The following is a 19,926-nucleotide window of genomic DNA, read 5'->3' as shown; positions in this document are numbered from 1 at the left end:
GTGCGTTCACCACGGGGCCCGGTATCCGGTGGTCAGGCGTTTTCCGGTGTGGCGCCACTTCGGCTCCTTGTCGACGGTCTGGGCGGTGATCGACCGCAGTCTGCGGACGGCCGCGCCGTACACTCCGCTGGCTCCGCTGGAGAGCTTGGCTCCGGGCGGTTCGTCCATGAACGGCATGAACTTGTCCGGGAATCCCGGCATGGTGCAGGCGATGCAGATGCCGCCGACGTTCGGGCAGCCGCCGATGCCGTTCATCCAGCCGCGCTTGGGCACATTGCACTTGACCACCGGCCCCCAGCAGCCGATCTTGACCAGGCACTTCGGGGAGTCGTACGTCTCGGCGAACTGGCCCTGCTCGTAGTAGCCGGCGCGGTCGCAGCCCTCGTGCACGGTGGCGCCGAACAGCCAGGTCGGCCGCAGCTTGTCGTCGAGCGGGATCATCGGCGCGGAGCCGGCGGCCTGGTAGAGCAGGTACGTCAGCGTCTCGGCGAAGTTGTCGGGCTGGATCGGGCAGCCGGGCACGCACACGATCGGGATGCCCGCCTTGGACTTCCAGTCCCAGCCGAGGTAGTCGGGCACACCCATGGCTCCGGTGGGGTTGCCGGACATCGCGTGGATGCCGCCGTACGTGGCGCAGGTGCCGATCGCGACGACGGCGAGGGCCTTCGGCGCCAGCCGGTCGATCCACTCGCTCGTGGTGATCGGCTGGCCCGTCTCGGGGTCGTCGCCGAACCCGCACCAGTAGCCCTCCTTCTTGATGCGCTCGTTCGGCACGGACCCCTCGACGACCAGCACGAAGGGGTCGATCTCGCCGCGCTCACCCTTGAAGAACCACTCGATGAACGTGTCCGCGCCGCCTACCGGCCCGCACTCGAAGTCGATCAGGGGCCAGTGCACCTGGATCTTCGGCAGGCCGGGCAGCGCGCCCAGCGCGATCTCTTCGATGCTCGGCTGCATGGCGGCGGTCAGGGCGACCGAGTCGCCGTCGCAGCTCAGACCGGCGTTGATCCAGAGGATGTGGATCGGGGCCTGCTCCGCTGCGGCCTCGCCGGACCCTTGCGTGGTGTCGACCGTGTTCGGCGGTGCGCTGTGCATGAGGACGCCTCCTGGGGAGCTCTTCGCAGTGACCCCCCACTACCGGCTGTCGTCTTCCTTGCTAACAGGTGGCCGGTCCGGCCGCCACCGCTCCCCTCCCCGGCCCCGATGGGCCGGCCGGCGGGGGCGCGGAACCGTCCCGCGCCCTAGGCGGCGCCGCGAGATGGGCGGGCGTACGGGTCACGGGCTCCTTGCGGACGAAGGCCCGCCGCAGCGCGTGATAGGGCGCGTCGGGGTCGCCGAACGTGGTCAGCATGCGGGCCAGTTCCTCGGCGCGGTACGCGGCGAGCGGCTTGACGGCCTCCTCGCGCTCGCGGTCCGCCTTCTTGGCGGCGATACGCGCCTGTGCACCGGGCGACGAGGCGAGGCGTGCCGCCGAACGGGTGACCTCTGCCGTGAAGTCCTGCGGCGCGCAGTCGACCACCCGGTCCACCAGGCCGAGGCCGAGCGCGGCAGACGCGGTCACCGGCAGCGCGTCCTGGGTGAGGCGGTCCGCCGCGGCCCGGCCGACGCGCCGGGGCAGCGTGTACGTCCAGTACTCCGACCCGTACAGGCCCATCAGCCGGTAGTGCGGGTTGAGCACCGCGCCCGCACGGCACCAGACCTCGTCGGCGGCGAGGGCCAGCATGAGTCCGCCCGCCGCGGCGTTGCCGCCGACGGCGGCGACGACCAGCCGGTCGGTGGTGGTCAGCACCGCCTCCACCAGGTCGTCCATGGCGGTGATGTTCGCCCAGGACTCCGCCGCGGGATCGGGGGCGGCCTCGATGACGTTGAGGTGGATGCCGTTGGAGAAGAAGTCCCGCTGCCCGCCCAGCACCAGCAGGGAGGTGGGCCGGGTGCAGGCGAACCGGTAGGCGTCGAGCAGGCGCCGGCAGTGTGCGGTGCTCATGGCTCCGCCGGGGAAGGAGAACGAGAGCACGCCCACGCGACCCTCCTCCCGGTAGCGGATGTCGCTCCAGGTCCTGCCGTGTTCGCCGCCGTCCTCGATGTGCAGCGGCGCGGGCAGCTCGGGAAGTGCGGGGAGACGGCCGGCCAGCGCGAGGGCCGCGGGCAGCTTCACGGTACCGGGCCCGCCGGCGCGCCGTCGTGGCCGCAGCTCGGGGATCCACACCGCGCCGTCCGTCGTGGCCCGGCAGAGCGCACCGGCCCGGGTCGCCAGCAGGTCCCCGGGACGCCCGCGCAACCCGTCCTCGGGGTGACCACCGTGCAGGAACCATTCGTCACCGAGCAGTTCGTCGAGCACACCGGGCTGCGAATCGGCCGCGCGCAGGGTGCGCAGCACCGTCTCCGTGCTGTCCGACTCCCACCGGATACGGCGCTGGGGCTGCCGGAGGAACGGCCTGGCCCGTACGGTGCGCAGCGTGCTCTGCGACCGGGGCGTGTACGTGCCGGAGGCGAAGCGGTCGACGGCTCGGAGCACGGCGCTCAGCGCGGCGTCGGAGACCTCGCCCCGGTACAGGTCGCTCTTGCCGACGGGCGGCACCGGGAACGCGGCCGTGGCCCATACGTCACCCGCGTCCATCTCCTCATGTGCCTGAAGGACCGTCACCCCCCAGGTCTCGGCGCCCTCGTGGAGGGCCCAGTCCAGGGAGGACGGCCCCCGGTCGCCGACCGGTCCCGGGTGGACGACCAGACACGTGTACGCGCTCCACACCACGTGCGGAATCGCCGTCCTGAGCATCGGTGCGACGACCAGTTCGGGCGTGTGCCGCGCGACCGCGTCCCGCACGGTCTCCTCGTCCCGCACCAGCTCGACGCCCACGGAGTGTCCGCGGTCGCGCAGTTCCGCGTGGACGCGCTGGGTGAGGCTGTTGTACGCACTGGCGACGAGCAGGATGTGCATGACGGCCTTCCCGTGGAACGGGCGGTTCACGACCGGTCGGTACGGTCCCGGCGACGCGCGAGCCGCGCGGACCCGGACAGAACCGGCCACGGCGATCGTTCAGCACGCGGTACACGGACATCCGCCGCCGAGCCGTGGGGTCACCCGAAAGCGCAACCGGACGCCACCAGTCGGCGGGGGCCCGGCCGGAGCGGCACGTCGCGGCCGGCTCACCACGGGCGGGCTCAGCGCGGCGGGCCGGGGAGCCGGTGGAGCCGTACCTCGCCGATGCGGCCGTCCGCGACCTCCGCGGTCATGTACGTGCGGTAGGGCTGACGTCTGCGGTCCGTCGGCGAGCCGGGGTTGAGCAGGCGCAGCCGTCCCTCGGCCAGCGAATCCCAGGGGATGTGGCTGTGACCGAAGACCAGGACGTCCAGGTCGGGGAAGCGTTCGGCACAGCGCTTCTCCCTGCCCCGGGCCGCCCCGGTCTCGTGCACGACACCGATGCGGACGCCCGCCAATTCGGCGTAGGCCACCTCCGGCAGCCGGGCGCGCAGTTCGGGGCCGTCGTTGTTGCCGTGGACGCCGATGAGCCGTCGCGACCTCTCCAGCAGCAGGTCCAGCGTTGCGGTGTCGACCCAGTCGCCCGCGTGGACGACGACGTCGGCGTGCGGCAGCTCGGCGAGAAGTTCGGGCGGCAGGGCCTTGGCGCGTTTCGGCAGATGGGTGTCGGACATCAGGAGCAGGCGCACGGGGCGAGCGTACCGAGGTGCGCGCCCGCCGCCGGTCCGCGCGGGCCACGGCCCCGGACCGCGCCGTGTCGGTCCACCGCGCGTCGGCGGATGACCTCCCTTGCGCACCGGGTTTCATGCCGGGGGTCCGGCTCAGCGGGGGACAGCGGTGACGGTGACCTCCGCGCCGGGGCGGGCATCGGGCAGCAGCACCTGCGCGCCCGCGGAGTCGGCGTGCACGACCGCGTGGCCTGCGCCGTCGACGGTCACGCGTGCGCCGTGCGGGAACGCGGCGGCGGGCAGGGTGAGCGCGGTCCGGGCACGGCGGGTGGTGCGGTCGGCCGTGAGGGTGAGGGTGAAGGTGCCCGTCGTCGCGTCATAGGTCTCGTCGCCCGGCGCTCCGGCGACGGCTCGTGCATAGGGGGCGAACACGCCTTCCTTGCCGGGCGCGGGGCGGCCGTCGGCGCCGCGTATGCAGTAGCCTCCGCCGTCGGCGGCGTCGCAGTCGTACCAGACGGCCCACCCCGTCGCGAAGCCCTGCAGGGACCGGAGCTGCCGGCGTATCAGTTCGGCGTTCCCGGGGGTGGTTGCCTTCGGCGGGCCCCACTCGCCGACGACGACGGGCAGCCGGTGTTCGGCGGGGTAGGCCGCGACGGCGGCTTCGTAGTCCTCGACGAACCGGCTGGTGGGGTCCCAGTCCCGGCCCGCTTCGACGGCCGTGTCGTAGGCGTGCGGTGCGTAGCCGATGCGGTCGGCGCCCGGGCGCGGGTCGTCGAAGCCGGGCAGGCGCGTGGGGACGCCCTGTCCGACGAGCACGGTCGGTTCCACGAACAGCCAGGCGTCGCGGTCGGCTCCGCGCACGGCGACGATGAGGCGGCGGTAGAGGGCGGCGAGCCGGCCCTGTTCGAGCGCGGCGGAGGCTGCGATCAGGTCCGCCGGGTCGGCCGGGTCCCCGGGTACGGGGCCGAAGGGCTCGTTGAAGAGGTCGTATCCCAGCAGGGAGCGGTGGCCGCGCAGGGTACGGGCCACTTCGGCGTAGGCGGCGGCCTGCGCGGTGCGCAGGTCGGTGTCGTCGTAGAGGTGGGTGAAGGCGGCCTGGACGGCGGGCTGGAAGTAGTCGGCGAACCAGTCGTCCGGGTTCGGTTCGAAGGGCAGGCCGTCGGTGCGGGTGGCCCAGGCGGGGATGCCGTTGTGTCCGAAGGCGGGTCCGTAGACGTCCTGGTGCCAGTCGACCAGGACCAGCACGCGGTAGTCGTCGGCCCAGTCGAGAACCCGGTCGAGGTGCCGCAGATACGCGGTGTCGTAGTGGCCCCGCCGGGGCTCCACCTTCTCCCACTGGATGTTGAGCCGCATCAGCGTGAACCCCTCCCGGGACAGCAGGGCGACCCGGTCGCGGGTGACCGTGTCGGTCTTGCCGAGGTTGGGCCCGTGCAGCCGCAGGGCCCGGCCGTACCGGTCGGCGAGGCGGACGATGCCGTCGGGGGTGGTGACCGTGCCGGTGGGTACGGCCCAGTCCGACCGGCCGGGCCGTGGGGCCGGCGCGGCGGTGGGCGTTCCGGGCTGTGCGGGGGCGGCGGTGGGGGCCGCGCAGAGGAGGGTCGTGCCGAGAGCGAGGGCGGTGGCTGCGCGACGCAGACGCATGGTGCCTCCGGGGGCGGTCGGCGGAACGGACGGAGTGCTCGGCGGCTGCCGATCCTGTCCGCGGCCGGCCGGGACGGCAAGACCGTGTCACGTCATTTCGCCGGAGCAACTTCGTGGTTCGCCCCGCGGACGATTCCGCTTCCGCCGCGCCCGCGCGTCGCGGCACCGGGAGTGCACACGAGCCCGGCGGACACCCCACGGTCCGGGGCCCCTGTCACCCCGGATGCGGCTGTCCTCGAGCGGAGGTTCCGGCGACCGGGGCGCCCCGCACCCGAATGCCGGGCGCTCGGCGCGGGGCGGGTTCCGCGACGGCGCCCACGACGCGCCGCAGCTGCTACCGGTGCTCGGGGTTCTCGTAGTCGTGGCGGCAGCCGGCGTCCCAGGCGGTGCGCTGGTTGCCGTAGGCGGGGATGCCCCCGAGGTCCTTCAGCGCCCGGGCCAGGTGCAGCAGGTTCCAGGTCATGAAGGTGGTGTTGCGGTTGGTGAAGTCGTTCTCCGGGCCGCCCGACCCGGGGTCGAGGTAGGAAGGGCCGGGGCCCGCCTCGCCGATCCATCCTGCGTCGGCCTGCGGGGGGATGGTGTACCCCAGGTGCTGCAGGCTGTAGAGGACGTTCATGGCGCAGTGCTTGACGCCGTCCTCGTTGCCGGTGATCAGGCAGCCTCCGACCCGTCCGTAGTAGGCGTACTGTCCGGCCTCGTTGAGCAGGCTGGAGCAGGCGTAGAGGTGTTCGATCACCTGCTTCATCACGGAGCTGTTGTCCCCCAGCCAGATCGGCCCGGCCAGCACGAGGATGTCGGCCGCGGTGACCTGCTCGTACAACGCCGGCCAGGCGTCGGTCTGCCAGCCGTGTTCCGTCATGTCGGGCCAGACACCGGTGGCGATGTCGTGGTCGACGGCCCGTACCACGTCGACGTGCACCCCCTGTTCGCCCATGATGCGGGTGCTGCGTTCGATGAGCCCCTCGGTGTTGCTGCGCTCCGGCGACCGTTTGAGCGTGCAGTTGATGACGAGGGCGCGCAGGTCGTCGTAGCGGGCGGGCGGCGAGTCGGCGGTCGACGACGAAGTGGTCACACGGTCCTCCCGGAACCCCGCCGCCGTGCCGTTCACGGCGGCGCGTCGTGGCCCATCGTCCGGCCGGGCCACGGGCTCCCGCCACAGAGGTACGTCCGAACGGCCCTCGCACGGGCGGCCCGTGGACGCCGATGCGCCGTCCCGGCCGGGCCTGCCGACGGCTTCTCCCCTGCCCGGGTGGCGTTCCCCTGCTCAGCGGCCGGTGATTGGCCTGCGGGCGACGGCCTGCCTAGGTTCGCTGCATGGACACCGAGCAGCAGGCCGCGGCACTCGTGGAGGACGTCGCGCATCTGATGGTGCGCTGCCTGAAGGCCGAGGGCGTGGAGTACGTCTTCGGGATTCCCGGCGAGGAGAACATCCGCTTCGTCGACGCGCTGAACAGCTCCGGGATCCGGTACATCCTGGTGCGTCATGAGCAGGGTGCCTCGTTCATGGCGGAGATCTACGGGCGGCTGACCGGCCGGGCCGGGGTGTGCTCGGCCACGCTCGGGCCGGGCGCGATCAATCTGCTGCTGGGCACCGCGGACGCGACGACCAACAGCACGCCGCTGGTGGCCCTGGCGGCGCAGGGCGCACTGCGCCGGGTCCACAAGGAGTCCCACCAGGTCATCGACCTGGTGTCGATGTTCGCTCCCGTCACGCAGTGGGCGGCGCGGGTGCAGAGCCCCGACGCCGTGCCCGAGATGGTGCGCAAGGCGTTCAAGACGGCGCAGAGCGAGCGGCCCGGTGCCGTCTTCCTGGCGGTGCCGGAGGACATCGAGGCAGCACATCCCGCGGAGCCGCTGACTCCCCTGCAGGTCGACACGGTGCGCACCGACGCGCCGTCGCCCTCCCAGATCGCACGGGCCGCCGAGGTGCTGGCCGCGGCGCGGCGCCCCGTGGTGCTCGCGGGTCACGGCGCCGCCAGGGCCGGGGCGTCCGCTGCCCTCGTACGGTTCGCCGAGCGGCTCGACGTGCCGGTGGCGACCACCTTCCACGGCAAGGGCGTCTTCCCGGACGACCACCCCAACGCGCTCGGGGCGGTCGGCTTCATGCGCCATGACTACGGCAACTTCGGCTTCGACACGGCCGACGTCCTGATCTGCGTGGGGTACGAGGTCCAGGAGTTCGATCCGGTCAAGATCAACCCGAACCGCGACAAGCGCATTCTGCACCTTCACCGGTTCCCCGCCGAGGTGGACTCCCACTACCCGGTTGCGGTCGGGGTCCAGGGCGACCCCTCGCGGACCCTGGACGCGCTGGCGGCTGCGCTGCCCGACGGGACGGCGTACGGCACCGGCGGCACCGGGGAGAGGATCCGGTCGCTGCTGTCCGAGGAACTCGCGTACGGACGCGGCAACGAGGCGTTCCCGCTGGTGCCGCAGCGCGTGGTGGCCGACGTCCGCACCGCGCTGGACCGCCACGACATCGTCCTTGCGGACACCGGCGCCGGGAAAATGTGGATGGCGCGCCTGTACCCCACGTACGAACCCGACACCTGTCTGGTCTCCAACGGTCTGTCCACCATGGGTTTCGCCCTGCCGGGCGCGATCGCCGCCAAGCTCGCCCGCCCGGACCGGCGGGTGCTGGCGATGATGGGCGACGGCTCGTTCCTGATGAACTCCCAGGAACTGGAGACCGCCGTGCGGGAACGCGTCCCCCTGGTCGTCCTCGTCCTGGTGGACCGGGAATACGGCCTGATCACCTGGAAGATGGAGCTCGAACTCGGCCGCCACAGCCACACCCGGTTCACCAACCCGGACCTCATTGCCTACGCCGAGAGCTTCGGCGCACGCGGATACGCGGTCGAGGCGGCCGACCAGCTGCTGCCCGTGCTGCGACGCGCACTCGACGACGATGCCGTCTCCGTGATCGCCTGCCCCGTCGACTATTCCGAGAACCTGCGCCTGACCGACCGCCTCGGCGCGCTCCACGGCCCGTTCTGACCGGCGACGCCCACCCGGGGCCGAGGGCGTCCGCCCTGCCCCCGGCGCCGCGCCGCCGTCGAAGCGCTCCACCGCGACCGAGCCGCCGGGAGACGGATCACCGAGCGCCACGGACGACGTGCCCCTCGTGTCCGAGGCGCCGACGGGCCGTGGGCGGGCCGATGCTCCGCCCCCGCGCGACCCGGGACACGTGGTGGCGTCGGTGCGCCGGCAGGAGCACTCTGGAAGCAGCGGTTCCGGAGGTGATCGTCATGTTGCAGACCACTGTCGGATGGCATGTCGAGCTGGAATTCGAGGAGGACGCGCAGCGTACGCGCGCGGCCGCCCTCGTAAGACTCCCCGATGGGACCGAGGTACGGTCCCACGGGTACGCCAGCCGCCACCCCTCCGATTCGAATCAGCCGAGGGTCGGCGAGGAAGTCGCCGGGGCGAGGGCGCTGAACGATCTGGCGATGAAGCTGCTGACCAAGGCGCACGACGAGATCGACACGGCGTCCGGCCGGACGTCGCACCCGCTGACCCACTGAGGCCAGGCCCACAAGGCGTCAGGGCCCTCCACGCGGCCCTCCATCACGGTGCCGACCGCGGTGGAGGGCCCTGACGCGTGACACCCCCGCGCCGGGGCCGTTGCACACCACCAGGGCCCGCCGCCGCGGTCGGCCGGCCCTCCTTCGTCCCCGCCGGGGTCCGCCGTCCTGCGGACGCTCCGGCCGGCCTTGCGCCGCCGGACGGCGGCCTCTCCCCTGCCGGCCGGCCTGGCGGGCGGACGGCCTGTCGTCGTCAGGCAGTGCCGGGGTGCGGGCGGGCGCCCATACTGAGGGGAGAGATCACCCTAGGCCCGGCGGATGTGCACGATGGACACACACATCCCGATCGACGACAGGGGAGGCGGCGCGTCCGGGAATGCCGGGGGCTGGCTGGGCGCTCTCCCCGTGGCCCTGGTGGCCACCAACGCCTCGGGGACGATCGTGCGCTGGGACCCGGCCGCCCAGCGGCTCCTGGGCTACGCCCCGCCGCAGGTGGTCGGCCACCACATCGCCGACCTGCTGCATCCGGGCTCCGACCCGAGCCTCGGGCGGTCGCTGTGGGAGACGGCGACGGCGGGCCGCGGGGTGATGGGCACGGTGACGGCCTGGCACAGCGACGGACACCCGGTCGAGCTGGAGATCTGGGCGTGCCCCGCATCGGGCGGCCAAGGGTGCAACACGGTGCTGGTGCTGGCCGCCGACGCCCACGAGGCCCACCGGATCCGCGGCACGTCCGTGGTGTGGGAGGGGCTCTTCGCCCGGTCGCCCGTGGGCATCGCGGTGCTGGACGCACAGCTGCGGTTCCTCCAGGTGAATCCCGCTCTGCAGGCCATGACCGGCGTTCCGGAGGAGGGCCATGTGGGGCGGCCGTTCGCGGAGGTGCTGCCGGGCGTGAACACGGCCGAGATGGAGGCGGTGATGCGCCGGGTGCTGGCCACCGGGGAGCCGGTCCGCGACGTCCGCCGGACCGGGCGCACCGCCGCCGACCCCGACCATGACCGGGTCTGGTCCTGCTCGTACGTCCGGGTGGAGGACGCGGCGGGCACGCCGATCGGCCTCGCCGCCACCATCATCGACATCACCGAGCAGCAGCGCGTGCACCTGGAGGCGGAGAGGGGCCGACGCAGGCTGGCCCTGCTCGGCGAGGCGAGCCTGCGCATCGGCAGCACCCTGGAGCTGGAGCGCACCGCGCAGGAACTCGCCGACGTCGCGGTGCCCGAGCTCGCGGACGTGGTCACCGTCGACATCCTCGAGACGATCGTCACGGACGACGATCCCGAGGGCGGTCTCAGGGGAGGCACGGCCCTGCGCCGCCTGGGCAAGGCGCCCCTGGTCGGCTCCCCCGTCGCCGACATCCTCGCCCCGCTCGGCCGCACCCTCTCCTTCCCCGGAACCGCCCCGTACACCCAGACCCTGGCCGACCGGAAGCCGTTCCTGGTGGCGCATGTCGACGAGCGCGCGATCGCCCCGGCGGCCCGCCACACGGCGCGTCCCGAGCAGCTGCTGCGGGCCGGGGTGCACTCGATCATGATGGTGCCCCTGATCGCCCGTGGAGTGGTGCTGGGCCTGGCCACGCTGTACCGCACCAGCCCGGTGGGGCCGTTCGACGCGGACGACGTGACGCTCGCCGGTGATCTCGCGAGCCGCGCGGCCGTGTGCGTGGACAACGCCCGCCTCTACCACCGCGAGCACGACACGGCGGTGATCCTCCAGCGGAGCATGCTGCCGCAGCGCATCGTGGCACCACCCGGCATCGAGGTCGCCCACGAGTACCTGCCGGCCGGTGACGTCAACGAAGTGGGCGGCGACTGGTACGACGTGATCCCGCTGCCCGACGGCAGGGCGGCCCTGCTGATCGGGGACGTGATGGGGCACGGCATCGCGGCTGCGGCCGTGATGGGCCGCCTGTCCAGCAGCGTGCGGGCGCTGGCCCGGCTCGGGCTGTCGCCCGCCGAGCTGCTGGGCCATCTGGAGACCACCCTGGCCGAGCTCGCCGAGCCGCTCCTTGCGACCTTCCTGTACGCCGAGTGCGATCCGGCCACCGGCACGTGCAGCATCACCCGGGCGGGACACCCGCCACCGGCCGTGGTCGGCCCCGACGGAACCGCGCGCCTCGTCGAGGCGCCGCCCGGCGCGCCCCTGGGCATCGGCGACGTCTCGTTCACGACGACCGAGGTCACGCTGGAGCCCGGAAGCATCCTGGTGATGTACACGGACGGCCTCGTGGAGGCCCGGGGCGCGGACATCGACGAGCGCCTGGGCGAACTCACTCATCTGATAGCGCACCCCGAGCTGCCCCTGACCGAGCTGTGCGACACCCTGGTCAGCCATCTCGCGCCCTCATCGGCGGACGACGACATCGCCCTGCTCGTCGCCCGCATCGGCACCGCCGGTCGCTGACCGAAAGGGCCCCGGTGGACGTGCCGACCGCCGCACCGCACGGTGCGCCGCGGGCACACCGGGGTGTAGTAATAGGACATGGCCGCACGCCTCGGCCGCCCGCGCATGGTTCCCAGTTTGCGAACTGTCGCAGGTCAGGTCTTCCTCTTGCAGCTGGCGATCGTGGTGCTGCTGGTAGCCGCAGCGATCGTGGCGCTCGTGCTGCAGTCCGGCACCGACAGCGAGCGTGAGGCGCGCAACCGCTCGGTCGCCGTGGCCCAGTCCTTCGCCAACTCACCGGGTGTGGGGGCGGCCCTCACCTCCCGCGATCCGACGGCCCTCCTCCAGCCGCGTACCGAGGCGACCAGGAAGAGCACGGGCGTCGACTTCGTCGTCGTGATGAACCGCGACGGCATCCGCTACACCCACCCGCTGCCCGACCGGATCGGCAAGAAGTTCGTCGGCACGACCGGGCCGGCCCTCGCCGGCGGCGTCGTCACGGAGAAGATCAACGGCACGATCGGGCCGCTGGTGCAGGCCGTGGTCCCGGTCAAGGGAAAGAACGGCCAGGTCATCGGCCTGGTCTCGGCCGGCATCACCCTCAAGCACATCAGCGGCGTCGTCCAGAACCAGCTGCCCCTGGTGCTCGGTGCCGCCGCGGCCGTCCTGCTCGTCACGACGGCCGGCACCGCGATGGTCAGCCGGCGGCTGCGGCGCCAGACGCACGGCCTGGGCCCGGTCGAGATGACCCGTATGTACGAGCATCACGACGCGGTGCTGCACTCGGTGCGCGAGGGCGTGCTCATCTTCGACGAGGACCACCTGCTGCTGCTCGCCAACGACGAGGCGCGCCGTCTCCTCGACCTGCCTGCACACGTGGAAGGGCGCACCGTCGACGAGCTGGGCCTCGACGAGGCGACCGCCGAACTGCTGGCCTCGGGCCGGGTCGCCACGGACGAAGTGGTGCCCGTCGGCGAGCGGCTGCTGGCCGTCAACCAGCGGCCCACCGACCAGGGCGGCGGCCCGCCGGGCAGCGTGGTCACCCTGCGGGACACCACCGATCTGCAGGCCCTGTCCGGCAAGGCCGACCTGGCCCGCGGCCGTCTGAAGCTGCTGTACGACGCCGGTACGCAGATCGGCACGTCCCTCGACATCGAGCGCACCTGCGAGGAGCTGGCCTCCTTCGCCGCTTCGCGCTTCGCCGACTTCGTCACCGTGGACCTCGTCGACGACGTGCTGCGCGGCGAGGAACCCCATGCCTCCGGCGTGGCCAACGGCATGCGCCGGATAGCTCTCAGCGGCATCCGCAGCGGCATCGACTTCTATCCGCGGGGCAAGCTGATCCACTACGTGCCCGTCACCCGTCTGGGGGTGGCCCTGTCCAAGGGCGAGCCCGTGCTCGAGGCGGATCTCGCCGCGTTCGCCGGGTGGCAGGAACAGGACCCCGTCCGGGCGCACAACCTCGTCGAGAGCGGCATCCACTCGATGATCGCGGTTCCGCTGCGCGCCCGCGGCATCGTCCTCGGACTGGCGTTGCTGTGGCGTTCGGAGAAGCCGGACCCCTTCGACGACGAGGACCTGTCCCTGGCCGAGGAGCTCGTCGCCCGGGCCGCGGTCAGTGTGGACAACGCCCGCCGTTACGCCCGCGAGCACAGCATGGCCATCACCCTCCAGCGCAGTCTCCTGCCGCACGCCCTGCCGGAACACAGCGCGCTGACGGCCGCGTACCGCTATCTGCCCGCGCAGGCCACCCTCGGCGGAGTGGGCGGCGACTGGTTCGACGTCATCCCGCTGCCGGGGGCGCGTGTGGCGCTCGTGGTCGGCGACGTCGTCGGACACGGGCTGCACGCGGCGGCGACCATGGGCCGGCTGCGTACCGCGGTGCACAACTTCTCGACGCTGGACCTGCCCCCCGACGAGCTCCTGTTCCACCTGGACGAACTGGTCGCCCGGATCGACCAGGACGAGCCGGGCGACGGCTCGGACATCGGGGTCACCGGCGCGACCTGCCTCTACGCCATCTACGACCCCGCGACCGGACTGTGCAGCATGGCGCGGGCGGGCCATCTTCAGCCTCTGGTGCTCTGCCCCGACGGCACCGCACGGTTCGCGCCGGTGCCCGACGGCCCGCCGCTGGGCCTGGGCGGACTGCCGTTCGAGACCGTTCAGCTGAAGCTGGAGCCGGGCAGCACCCTGGTCCTGTACACGGACGGGCTCGTCGAGGACCGCGACGAGGACATCGACGACCGGCTCCAACTGCTGCACCGCACCCTCACCGGCCGGGCGGACCGGTCCCCCGAGGACATCTGCGACTCGGCGCTCGCCGCGCTGCTGCCCGAGCATCCCATCGACGACATCGCCCTGCTGGCCGGGCGGACGCATCTGCTGAGTTACGACCAGGTGGCGGAGTGGGCGGTGGCCAGCGAGCCGTCCGCGGTGGCGACGGTGCGCGCGGCCGCACTGGAGAAGCTCGGCGAATGGGGCCTGGAGGAGGAGGCGTTCACCACGGAGCTGATCCTCAGCGAACTCGTCACCAACTCCATCCGCTACGCGTCCGGGCCCATCCACGTCCGTCTCATCCACGACCGCACCCTGATCTGCGAGGTGTCCGACCGCAGCCATACGTCCCCGCACCTCACCCAGGCCGCCACCACGGACGAGGGCGGCCGCGGTCTGTTCCTGGTCGCCCAGCTGGCGGCGCGGTGGGGAACGCGGTACACGTCCACGGGCAAGACCATCTGGACGGAGCAGGCGCTCCCGGGCAACGGCCTCTAGGGCCGCGGGCCGCCTGTGGGCGCAGGCCCTGCGGCCCCGGGACCGGCTCGCCCCTGCCGCGGGGCCGCGGCGCGCCGCGGGAGGCTCCCACGGCCCGTCGCGGCCCCCGGCGGATTCAGCCGCGCTTCAACCCGACGCCGCCGAACATGGCCACCTCACCGGGTTCGTCGCCGTCGCCGGGGCGCCAGCGGGAGCAGGAGACCACCCCGGGGTCGAGTACCTCGAGGCCGTCGAAGAAGCGGGCGACCGCCTCGGGGGTGCGCTGGGTCAGCTTCGGTGTGCCGTGCTCGTTCCAGTAGGCGACCGCCGCGTCCACGTCGGGCATCGCCGGGCTGGTGACGGTGTGCGAGAGCACCAGGTGGCTGCCCGGAGGCAGTCCGTCCAGGAGCCGGCGCACCAGGCCGTACGCCTCGTCGTCGTCCCCGATGAAGATCACGACGCCGAGCAGCATCAGCGCGACCGGTTCGGTGAAGTCCAGCGTCTTCGTGGCGTGTTCAAGGATGGCGTCGGCGTTGCGCAGGTCCTCGTCGAGATAGTCGGTACGGCCCTCGGGCGTGCTGGTGAGGAGGGCACGGGCGTGTGCCAGCACCAGGGGGTCGTTGTCGACGTAGACGACGCGGGACTCCGGCGCGAGGCGCTGGGCCACCTCGTGCGTGTTGTCGGCCGTCGGCAGGCCGGTGCCGACGTCGAGGAACTGCCGGATGCCGCGGTCGGCGACCAGGTGGCGGACGGCACGCCCGAGGAACAGACGGTCCGCACGGGCGTACTCGCCGATGCCCGGGTGCAGTTCCCGGATATGGTCGCCGACGACGCGGTCGACCTCGTAGTTGTCCTTGCCGCCCAGCCAGTAGTTCCAGATCCGGGCGGTGTGCGGCTGCGAGGTGTTGATCCGGCTGCGCACCGCGTCGGCGGGTACTCCCCCGGTATCCGGCTTCTCGGTCACGGGCTCGTCTCCTGGGGTCGGTTGCGTCTGTGTGACTGTCAACCGGCAATGTAGAGCAACGAGTTGACGCGTGGGCCACGGGAGGGCCACGGGAGGGCCGCGGTGTTCCGTGCTGCCCGGTGCGTGAAGGATGCACGGCGGGCGGTCCGGGATGCGCGCGGGTCGGCCGGCGTCCGCTGCCGCCCGTCGGGGTCCGCCCCGGCCGCCGGGGTCCGCCGTAGTGCGCCGCGGGGCGCCGTGGACGTCGGGGTCCGCCGTGGGTACGTCATGGGCCGGTGCGCCGTGGTCCACCGTCGGTGCGCCGTGGTCGGGGAAGAGGCACTGCCGCCCGAATGGCCGTCACCCCGATCGCCACGCACGGGGCGACAGTTCCCGGGGGTGGATCTTGACTGGGTTCATGAGACGCCATGACCGGGGCCGTTCGGCGTGCCCCCGCGCCGTCGCCTCGCTGGCGCTGGCCACGGTGCTGGCCACCGGCGGGTGCACCGGCCCTGCCGGACCGGTGTCCGCACCCGATCTGGCGGGTGGCTCCGCGTCGGCGGGTCCGGCCGCTGCGCCGCCCGTGCAGCCACCGCCGCAGCTCACGCCCGCCCAGGTGGACGCCGCGGTGCGGCAGCTCGACGGCGTCGTGCAGAGCACCATGCGCAGAACGGGTGTGCCCGGTGTGTCGGTCGCGGTCGTCCACCGCGACCGCGTCGTGTATCTGAAGGGGTTCGGTGTACGGAAGGTGGGGCTGCCGGACCGCGTCGACCCCGACACCGTGTTCCAACTCGCCTCGGTCTCCAAGCCGCTCGCGTCCACGGTGGTCGCCGGAGCCGTCGGCCGCAGGACGGTGGGGTGGGACGACCCGGTGACCGAGCACGACCCCGGGTTCGCGCTCAAGGACCCCTGGGTGACCCGTCATGTCACCCTGGCCGACCTGTTCTCCCACCGCAGCGGTCTGCCCGACCACGCGGGCGACCTCCTGGAGGACCTCGGCTACGACCGTGCGTACATCCTGCGTCATCTGCGGGACGAGCCACTGGCGCCGTTCCGTGCCTCGTACGCGTACACCAACTTCGGGCTGACCGAGGCGGCGGTCGCTGCCGCCCGGGCGGCAGGGAGCAGCTGGGAGGAGCTGTCCGCCCGGACGCTGTACCGGCCGCTCGGCATGACCTCCACCAGCTCGTCCTTCGCCGACTACCAGCGGGCCGGGGACAAGGCCGCGGGCCATGTGCGGACCGACGGCACCTGGCAGGCCAAGTACGTACGAAACCCGCAGGCGCAGAGCCCCGCGGGCGGCGCCTACTCCACGGCCCGCGACATGGCCAGGTGGCTGCGTCTGGAGCTCGGCGACGGACGGTTCGAGGGGAAACAGGTCATCGACGCGGCCCCGCTCGCCGAGACGTACGTCCCGCACATCGTCGCGCAACCCCCCATGGCTCCGGCCGGCCGGACCGGCTTCTACGGACTCGGCTGGGACGTCGGCTACGACGACCACGGGCGACTGCGCCTCAGCCATTCCGGCGCGTTCGACCAGGGCGCGGCGACGAACGTCACCATGCTGCCGTCCGAACAGCTGGGCATCGTCGTCCTCACCAACGGCCAGCCCGTCGGCGTGCCCGAGGCCATCGCCAACGACTTCTTCGACATCGCGCAGACCGGGCGGCCCCAGGTCGACTGGCTTTCGTTCATCGGCCGTGTCCTCGCCCAGCAACTCGCGGTCGGCCGTTCACGGGTCGACTACGCGAAGCCGCCCGCCCATCCGGTCGCGGCCCGCCCCGACAGCGCCTACACCGGCACCTACGGCAACGGCTACTACGGCCCCCTGACCGTGAGCACCGAGGGCAGCACCCTGGTCATGAGCCTCGGGCCCAGGAAGATGCGGTTCCCACTCCGCCACTACACCGGCAACACCTTCAGCTACGACACCACCGGCGAGAACGCGGTCGGCCTGTCCGGCGTCACGTTCACCCTGGGCCCCGACGGCGACGCGACCAAGGTCCGGGTGGAGCACCTGGACGGCAACGGGCTCGGCACCTTCACCCTCACCTCCCGTCCCGTGGCCTCCGACGTGCACGGCCAACTGCCGCACAAGTAGGGCCGGTACGTCGTGGCGCCGGGACACGGCACCGAGTACCTCGCGGTGGGCCGGGTGGCGCCCGCCGGACGGACCGGCAGGCCGCTCGACGCCCTCCGGACATGCTCGGCACACTGCCGCCGGTCGCCACCGGCTCCGCCATGCGGGCGGCCGCGGACGGCACCCGGCACCGTGAGCGACCGCATCGCTACTCCACCGCGGAGGACGGCGCATGCGCACCGACGACACCCACCGCGCCCGCCTGCCCTGCCGCCACGAGGCGTTCACGGCGTCACCCGTGGGGCGGGCATCGGCAGAGCCCGACGTGCAGCGGTATGGTGCACCGGCCGGCGTCGGGCGACGCGGTCAACACCTGCGCTCCGGGGTGAGGTCTCCTCTATCCTGAACGTGTGTGGTCATGCGGGCCCGGGGGGACAGCGGGAACGCAAAGGGGAAACAAGCCGTGGCCGTTTACATCCACTCCATCGTCGGCAAGCAGCATCCCGTCCGGCTCGACGGACTCCACGGCATCGGCTCCCCGCCCTCCCGTCTGCGCACCGTGACCGCGGGACCGCTGTGCGCAGTCGTCAGCGACGCACCGGACGGGCTGCGGCCCGAGGCGTCGGACGTGGCCGCACACCAGAGGATCCAGGACCGACTCCTCGCGGACGGGACGGTGCTGCCCATGCGGCTCGGCATGACCGCGCCGGGGGACGACACCGTGCGGCTCGGCCTGGAGGAGCACGCCCAGGACTACATGGACCGGCTCCAGGAACTGGAGGGGTGCGCGGAGTACCAGCTGAAGGTGTCGCACGACGTCTCGGCCGACGAGCGGGCCGTCGGGGCGGTGCATGCGCGCCAAGAGGCCCTGGCCGCCGGAGTGGTGGAGGCCTTCGTGCCGTTCGCACGACGCCAGAACCGCGCCGAGCCGACCGGCGACGACATCCTCGACGTCTCCTTCCTGATCGCCCACGACAAGGAGGAGCTGTTCCTCACGACGGAGTTGAGCCTCGCTCACCAGATGGGCGACGACTTCGAGTTCCGGCTCGAGGGTCCGCTGCCGCCCTACACGTTCGCCTGACACACGCGTACGGCCGGCGGCACGCAGCCGCCGCGGTCGTTCACCGCCAGTCCGGCTGCTGCGGCTCGTCCTCGGTGAAGCGGAACACGAGTCCGCGTGAGGCGTCCTCCACCTCGGGCGCCAGATGGACCGGGACCCACTCGCCCGCGGTGAGCGGCGACAGACCGATCACCGTCGCCCGGAGGTGGAACCCCTCGGCCATCTCGATCCAGGCGCGGCGCTGCCGACCCGTCTGGGCCGTGCGGGAGGCGGAGGCGCGGCGGACGAGCCCGGTGCCGCCGCTGCGCTCCGCGGTCAGCTCGGTGGAGCCGCAGAACGGGCAGAGCAGCTTCTGGTAGACCGCGGCCCGGCACCAGTGGCATCGCTGGAACCACAGGGCGCCGTCCCGCAGCCCGCAGCTGCTCGCGCCCGAAGCCAGGGCCTGCGTACCGTCCATGTCCGAGCGGGGCTCATCGGTGTGCACACCGTCGAGGGCGTCGATGACCGTCATGTCTTCTCCCTGCGCATTGCCGGAGGCTACGTCGCGGGGCCGGACGCGTCCCTACGTCCCGTGCCGCCCCGCACGACCGCAGCGTATGACACTCAGTGCCACTTGGGAAGGCACTGCGTTCCCTCATCTTGTTCCGGATCCGCTCAGTCGCCGCCGAGGGACGACTCGATCTCCCGGACGACCCGCCACATCGGCATTCCACGCTTGCTGATCACGACGACGACATCGTCCGGCTCGGCCGGTTCCGCCCGCTTTTCGCCGTCGCCGCCCCACACCTCCCGGACGTAGTCCAGGGCGTGCTCCACATAGGCGCGGCCGTCCTCCGTGCCGCCCGAGCGCAGCCAGGAACGCAGGGCGTTGTTGTGGGCGGCGACCACGGCGGAGGCGACCACATCGGCACGCAGGGCACCGTCGGGCGATCCCGCGTAGCGGCGGCGCAGATACTCGGCGAAGATGCGCTCGTACCTCCACACCACCGACAGCTCGTGCGCCCGCAGGCCGGGGACACTCCTGGTCAGCCGGTACCGCTGGACCGAGAAGCGAGGGTTCTCCATGTACATCCGGGCGACTTCGCGGGCGGCGTCGCACACCCTCTGGATGGGGTCCTCGTCGTCCGTTCCCGCGTTCAGGAACTCCCCGAGCTCGGCCAGACGGCGCTCGTGGTCGGGGAAGACCACGTCCTCCTTGGTGGGGAAGTACCGGAAGAAGGACCGGCGGCCGACACCGGCCAGGGCCACGATCTCGTCGATCGTCGTGGACTCGTATCCCCGGTCGAGAAAGAGCTCGAAGGCCGCCGTGATGATGGCGTCCCGCATCGGGATCTTGCCGCCGGCACCGGGGGTCTCACGGCTGTTACCAGAGGTCTCACGGCTGCTGCCGGGCTCGTCTCGCATGGGCGGAACATAGCACCGGAAATCGAACCGACCTAGTCGTGCATGGCACTGAGTGTGCATAATCGAGGGTACTGAGTGCCAGAAGCGAGGAGCTGTCAGCGATGCCCCAGGAGTTCGACCTGTACCGCCTGTCCGAAGAGCACGAGATGCTCCGTGAGACGGTGCGCTCGCTCGCCGAGGCGAAGATCGCGCCGTTCGCGACCGCGGTGGACGAGGAGGCCCGTTTCCCGCAGGAGGCCCTGGACGCGCTGGTCGCCGCGGACCTGCACGCCGTGCACGTGCCCGAGACCTACGGCGGTGCGGGCGCCGACGCCCTGGCCACCGTGATCGTGATCGAGGAGGTCGCCCGGGTCTGCGGCTCCTCCTCGCTGATCCCGGCCGTCAACAAGCTCGGCTCTCTGCCGGTGATCCTCTCCGGCTCCGAGGAGCTGAAGAAGACCTACCTCGCCCCGCTCGCCAAGGGCGACGCGATGTTCTCCTACTGCCTGTCCGA

Annotated in this window: 15 protein-coding genes; 7 read left to right on the top strand and 8 right to left on the bottom strand. The window is 72.3% G+C overall.

What is annotated here, in order from left to right; genetic code table 11:
• Nucleotides 1-6: 6 nt before the first annotated feature.
• The 5 genes from ACWCP6_RS30445 to ACWCP6_RS30425 form a co-directional block, all read right to left on the bottom strand.
• Nucleotides 7-1,095 carry an NADH-quinone oxidoreductase subunit B family protein gene (locus ACWCP6_RS30445; RefSeq protein ID WP_450935805.1) on the bottom strand — a complete coding sequence of 363 codons (1,089 nt, stop codon included), beginning with the start codon at nt 1,093-1,095 and terminating at the stop codon, nt 7-9.
• 61 nt (nt 1,096-1,156) lie between these two features.
• Nucleotides 1,157-2,938 (bottom strand): enoyl-CoA hydratase-related protein, encoded by a 1,782-nt coding sequence (locus ACWCP6_RS30440; protein ID WP_450935854.1) that lies wholly within the window; start codon nt 2,936-2,938, stop codon nt 1,157-1,159.
• A 224-nt stretch (nt 2,939-3,162) separates the two neighbouring features.
• Nucleotides 3,163-3,669, bottom strand: a complete 507-nt coding sequence (locus ACWCP6_RS30435; protein ID WP_450935804.1) for a metallophosphoesterase family protein — start codon at nt 3,667-3,669, stop codon at nt 3,163-3,165.
• 132 nt (nt 3,670-3,801) lie between these two features.
• Nucleotides 3,802-5,289, bottom strand: coding sequence for a cellulase family glycosylhydrolase (locus ACWCP6_RS30430; protein WP_450935803.1), 1,488 nt, complete (start codon nt 5,287-5,289; stop codon nt 3,802-3,804).
• 334 nt (nt 5,290-5,623) lie between these two features.
• Nucleotides 5,624-6,361 (bottom strand): flavodoxin family protein, encoded by a 738-nt coding sequence (locus ACWCP6_RS30425; RefSeq protein ID WP_450935802.1) that lies wholly within the window; start codon nt 6,359-6,361, stop codon nt 5,624-5,626.
• Between the two features lie 242 nt (nt 6,362-6,603).
• Between ACWCP6_RS30425 and ACWCP6_RS30420 the strand changes: the two genes are divergently transcribed.
• From ACWCP6_RS30420 to ACWCP6_RS30405, 4 genes are all read left to right on the top strand, one after another.
• The gene (locus ACWCP6_RS30420) at nt 6,604-8,286 is read left to right on the top strand and encodes an acetolactate synthase large subunit (protein ID WP_450935801.1); all 1,683 of its coding nucleotides are present in this window, start codon (nt 6,604-6,606) and stop codon (nt 8,284-8,286) included.
• A gap of 251 nt (nt 8,287-8,537) precedes the next feature.
• The gene (locus ACWCP6_RS30415; protein ID WP_450935800.1) at nt 8,538-8,813 is read left to right on the top strand and encodes a DUF1876 domain-containing protein; all 276 of its coding nucleotides are present in this window, start codon (nt 8,538-8,540) and stop codon (nt 8,811-8,813) included.
• Nucleotides 8,814-9,140: 327 nt separating this feature from the next.
• Entirely contained in the window at nt 9,141-11,213 is a 2,073-nt protein-coding gene (locus ACWCP6_RS30410) for a SpoIIE family protein phosphatase (RefSeq protein ID WP_450935799.1), read from the top strand.
• A 78-nt stretch (nt 11,214-11,291) separates the two neighbouring features.
• Nucleotides 11,292-13,967 (top strand): SpoIIE family protein phosphatase, encoded by a 2,676-nt coding sequence (locus tag ACWCP6_RS30405; RefSeq protein ID WP_450935798.1) that lies wholly within the window; start codon nt 11,292-11,294, stop codon nt 13,965-13,967.
• Between the two features lie 115 nt (nt 13,968-14,082).
• On the opposite strand, the gene ACWCP6_RS30400 is transcribed toward ACWCP6_RS30405, so the two are convergent.
• Nucleotides 14,083-14,910: an SAM-dependent methyltransferase gene (locus ACWCP6_RS30400; protein ID WP_450935797.1), complete on the bottom strand. Its 828-nt coding sequence runs from the start codon at nt 14,908-14,910 to the stop codon at nt 14,083-14,085.
• A 397-nt stretch (nt 14,911-15,307) separates the two neighbouring features.
• Here ACWCP6_RS30400 and ACWCP6_RS30395 point away from each other — a divergent pair, with 397 nt between their 5' ends.
• A complete protein-coding gene (locus tag ACWCP6_RS30395; protein ID WP_450935796.1) occupies nt 15,308-16,990 on the top strand; it encodes a serine hydrolase in 1,683 nt (560 codons plus the stop codon).
• A gap of 442 nt (nt 16,991-17,432) precedes the next feature.
• A complete protein-coding gene (locus tag ACWCP6_RS30390) occupies nt 17,433-18,050 on the top strand; it encodes a GvpL/GvpF family gas vesicle protein (protein ID WP_450935795.1) in 618 nt (205 codons plus the stop codon).
• 40 nt (nt 18,051-18,090) lie between these two features.
• Here ACWCP6_RS30390 and ACWCP6_RS30385 read toward each other — a convergent pair whose 3' ends face one another.
• Both ACWCP6_RS30385 and ACWCP6_RS30380 read right to left on the bottom strand, forming a co-directional pair.
• On the bottom strand, nt 18,091-18,540 hold the full coding sequence (locus ACWCP6_RS30385; protein ID WP_450935794.1) for a zinc ribbon domain-containing protein: 450 nt from the start codon (nt 18,538-18,540) through the stop codon (nt 18,091-18,093).
• A gap of 143 nt (nt 18,541-18,683) precedes the next feature.
• Nucleotides 18,684-19,355, bottom strand: coding sequence for a TetR family transcriptional regulator (locus ACWCP6_RS30380; protein WP_450935853.1), 672 nt, complete (start codon nt 19,353-19,355; stop codon nt 18,684-18,686).
• 179 nt (nt 19,356-19,534) lie between these two features.
• Between ACWCP6_RS30380 and ACWCP6_RS30375 the strand changes: the two genes are divergently transcribed.
• A partial coding sequence (locus ACWCP6_RS30375; protein WP_450935793.1) for an acyl-CoA dehydrogenase family protein occupies nt 19,535-19,926 on the top strand: 392 nt, incomplete at its 3' end.

The organism is Streptomyces sp. NPDC002004, from assembly GCF_053593975.1.
Note: the sequence above shows the minus strand (reverse complement) of the source record. Positions and strands in the feature narration are given on the sequence as shown.

Coding starts and splice junctions, on each gene's coding strand:
- ACWCP6_RS30395 (WP_450935796.1), top strand. CDS start 15,308: ATGAGACGCCATGACCGGGGCCGTTCGGCGTGCCCCCGCGCCGTCGCC.
- ACWCP6_RS30420 (WP_450935801.1), top strand. CDS start 6,604: ATGGACACCGAGCAGCAGGCCGCGGCACTCGTGGAGGACGTCGCGCAT.
- ACWCP6_RS30410 (WP_450935799.1), top strand. CDS start 9,141: ATGGACACACACATCCCGATCGACGACAGGGGAGGCGGCGCGTCCGGG.
- ACWCP6_RS30415 (WP_450935800.1), top strand. CDS start 8,538: ATGTTGCAGACCACTGTCGGATGGCATGTCGAGCTGGAATTCGAGGAG.
- ACWCP6_RS30380 (WP_450935853.1), bottom strand. CDS start 19,355: ATGCGGGACGCCATCATCACGGCGGCCTTCGAGCTCTTTCTCGACCGG.
- ACWCP6_RS30440 (WP_450935854.1), bottom strand. CDS start 2,938: ATGCACATCCTGCTCGTCGCCAGTGCGTACAACAGCCTCACCCAGCGC.
- ACWCP6_RS30385 (WP_450935794.1), bottom strand. CDS start 18,540: ATGACGGTCATCGACGCCCTCGACGGTGTGCACACCGATGAGCCCCGC.
- ACWCP6_RS30445 (WP_450935805.1), bottom strand. CDS start 1,095: ATGCACAGCGCACCGCCGAACACGGTCGACACCACGCAAGGGTCCGGC.
- ACWCP6_RS30430 (WP_450935803.1), bottom strand. CDS start 5,289: ATGCGTCTGCGTCGCGCAGCCACCGCCCTCGCTCTCGGCACGACCCTC.
- ACWCP6_RS30405 (WP_450935798.1), top strand. CDS start 11,292: ATGGCCGCACGCCTCGGCCGCCCGCGCATGGTTCCCAGTTTGCGAACT.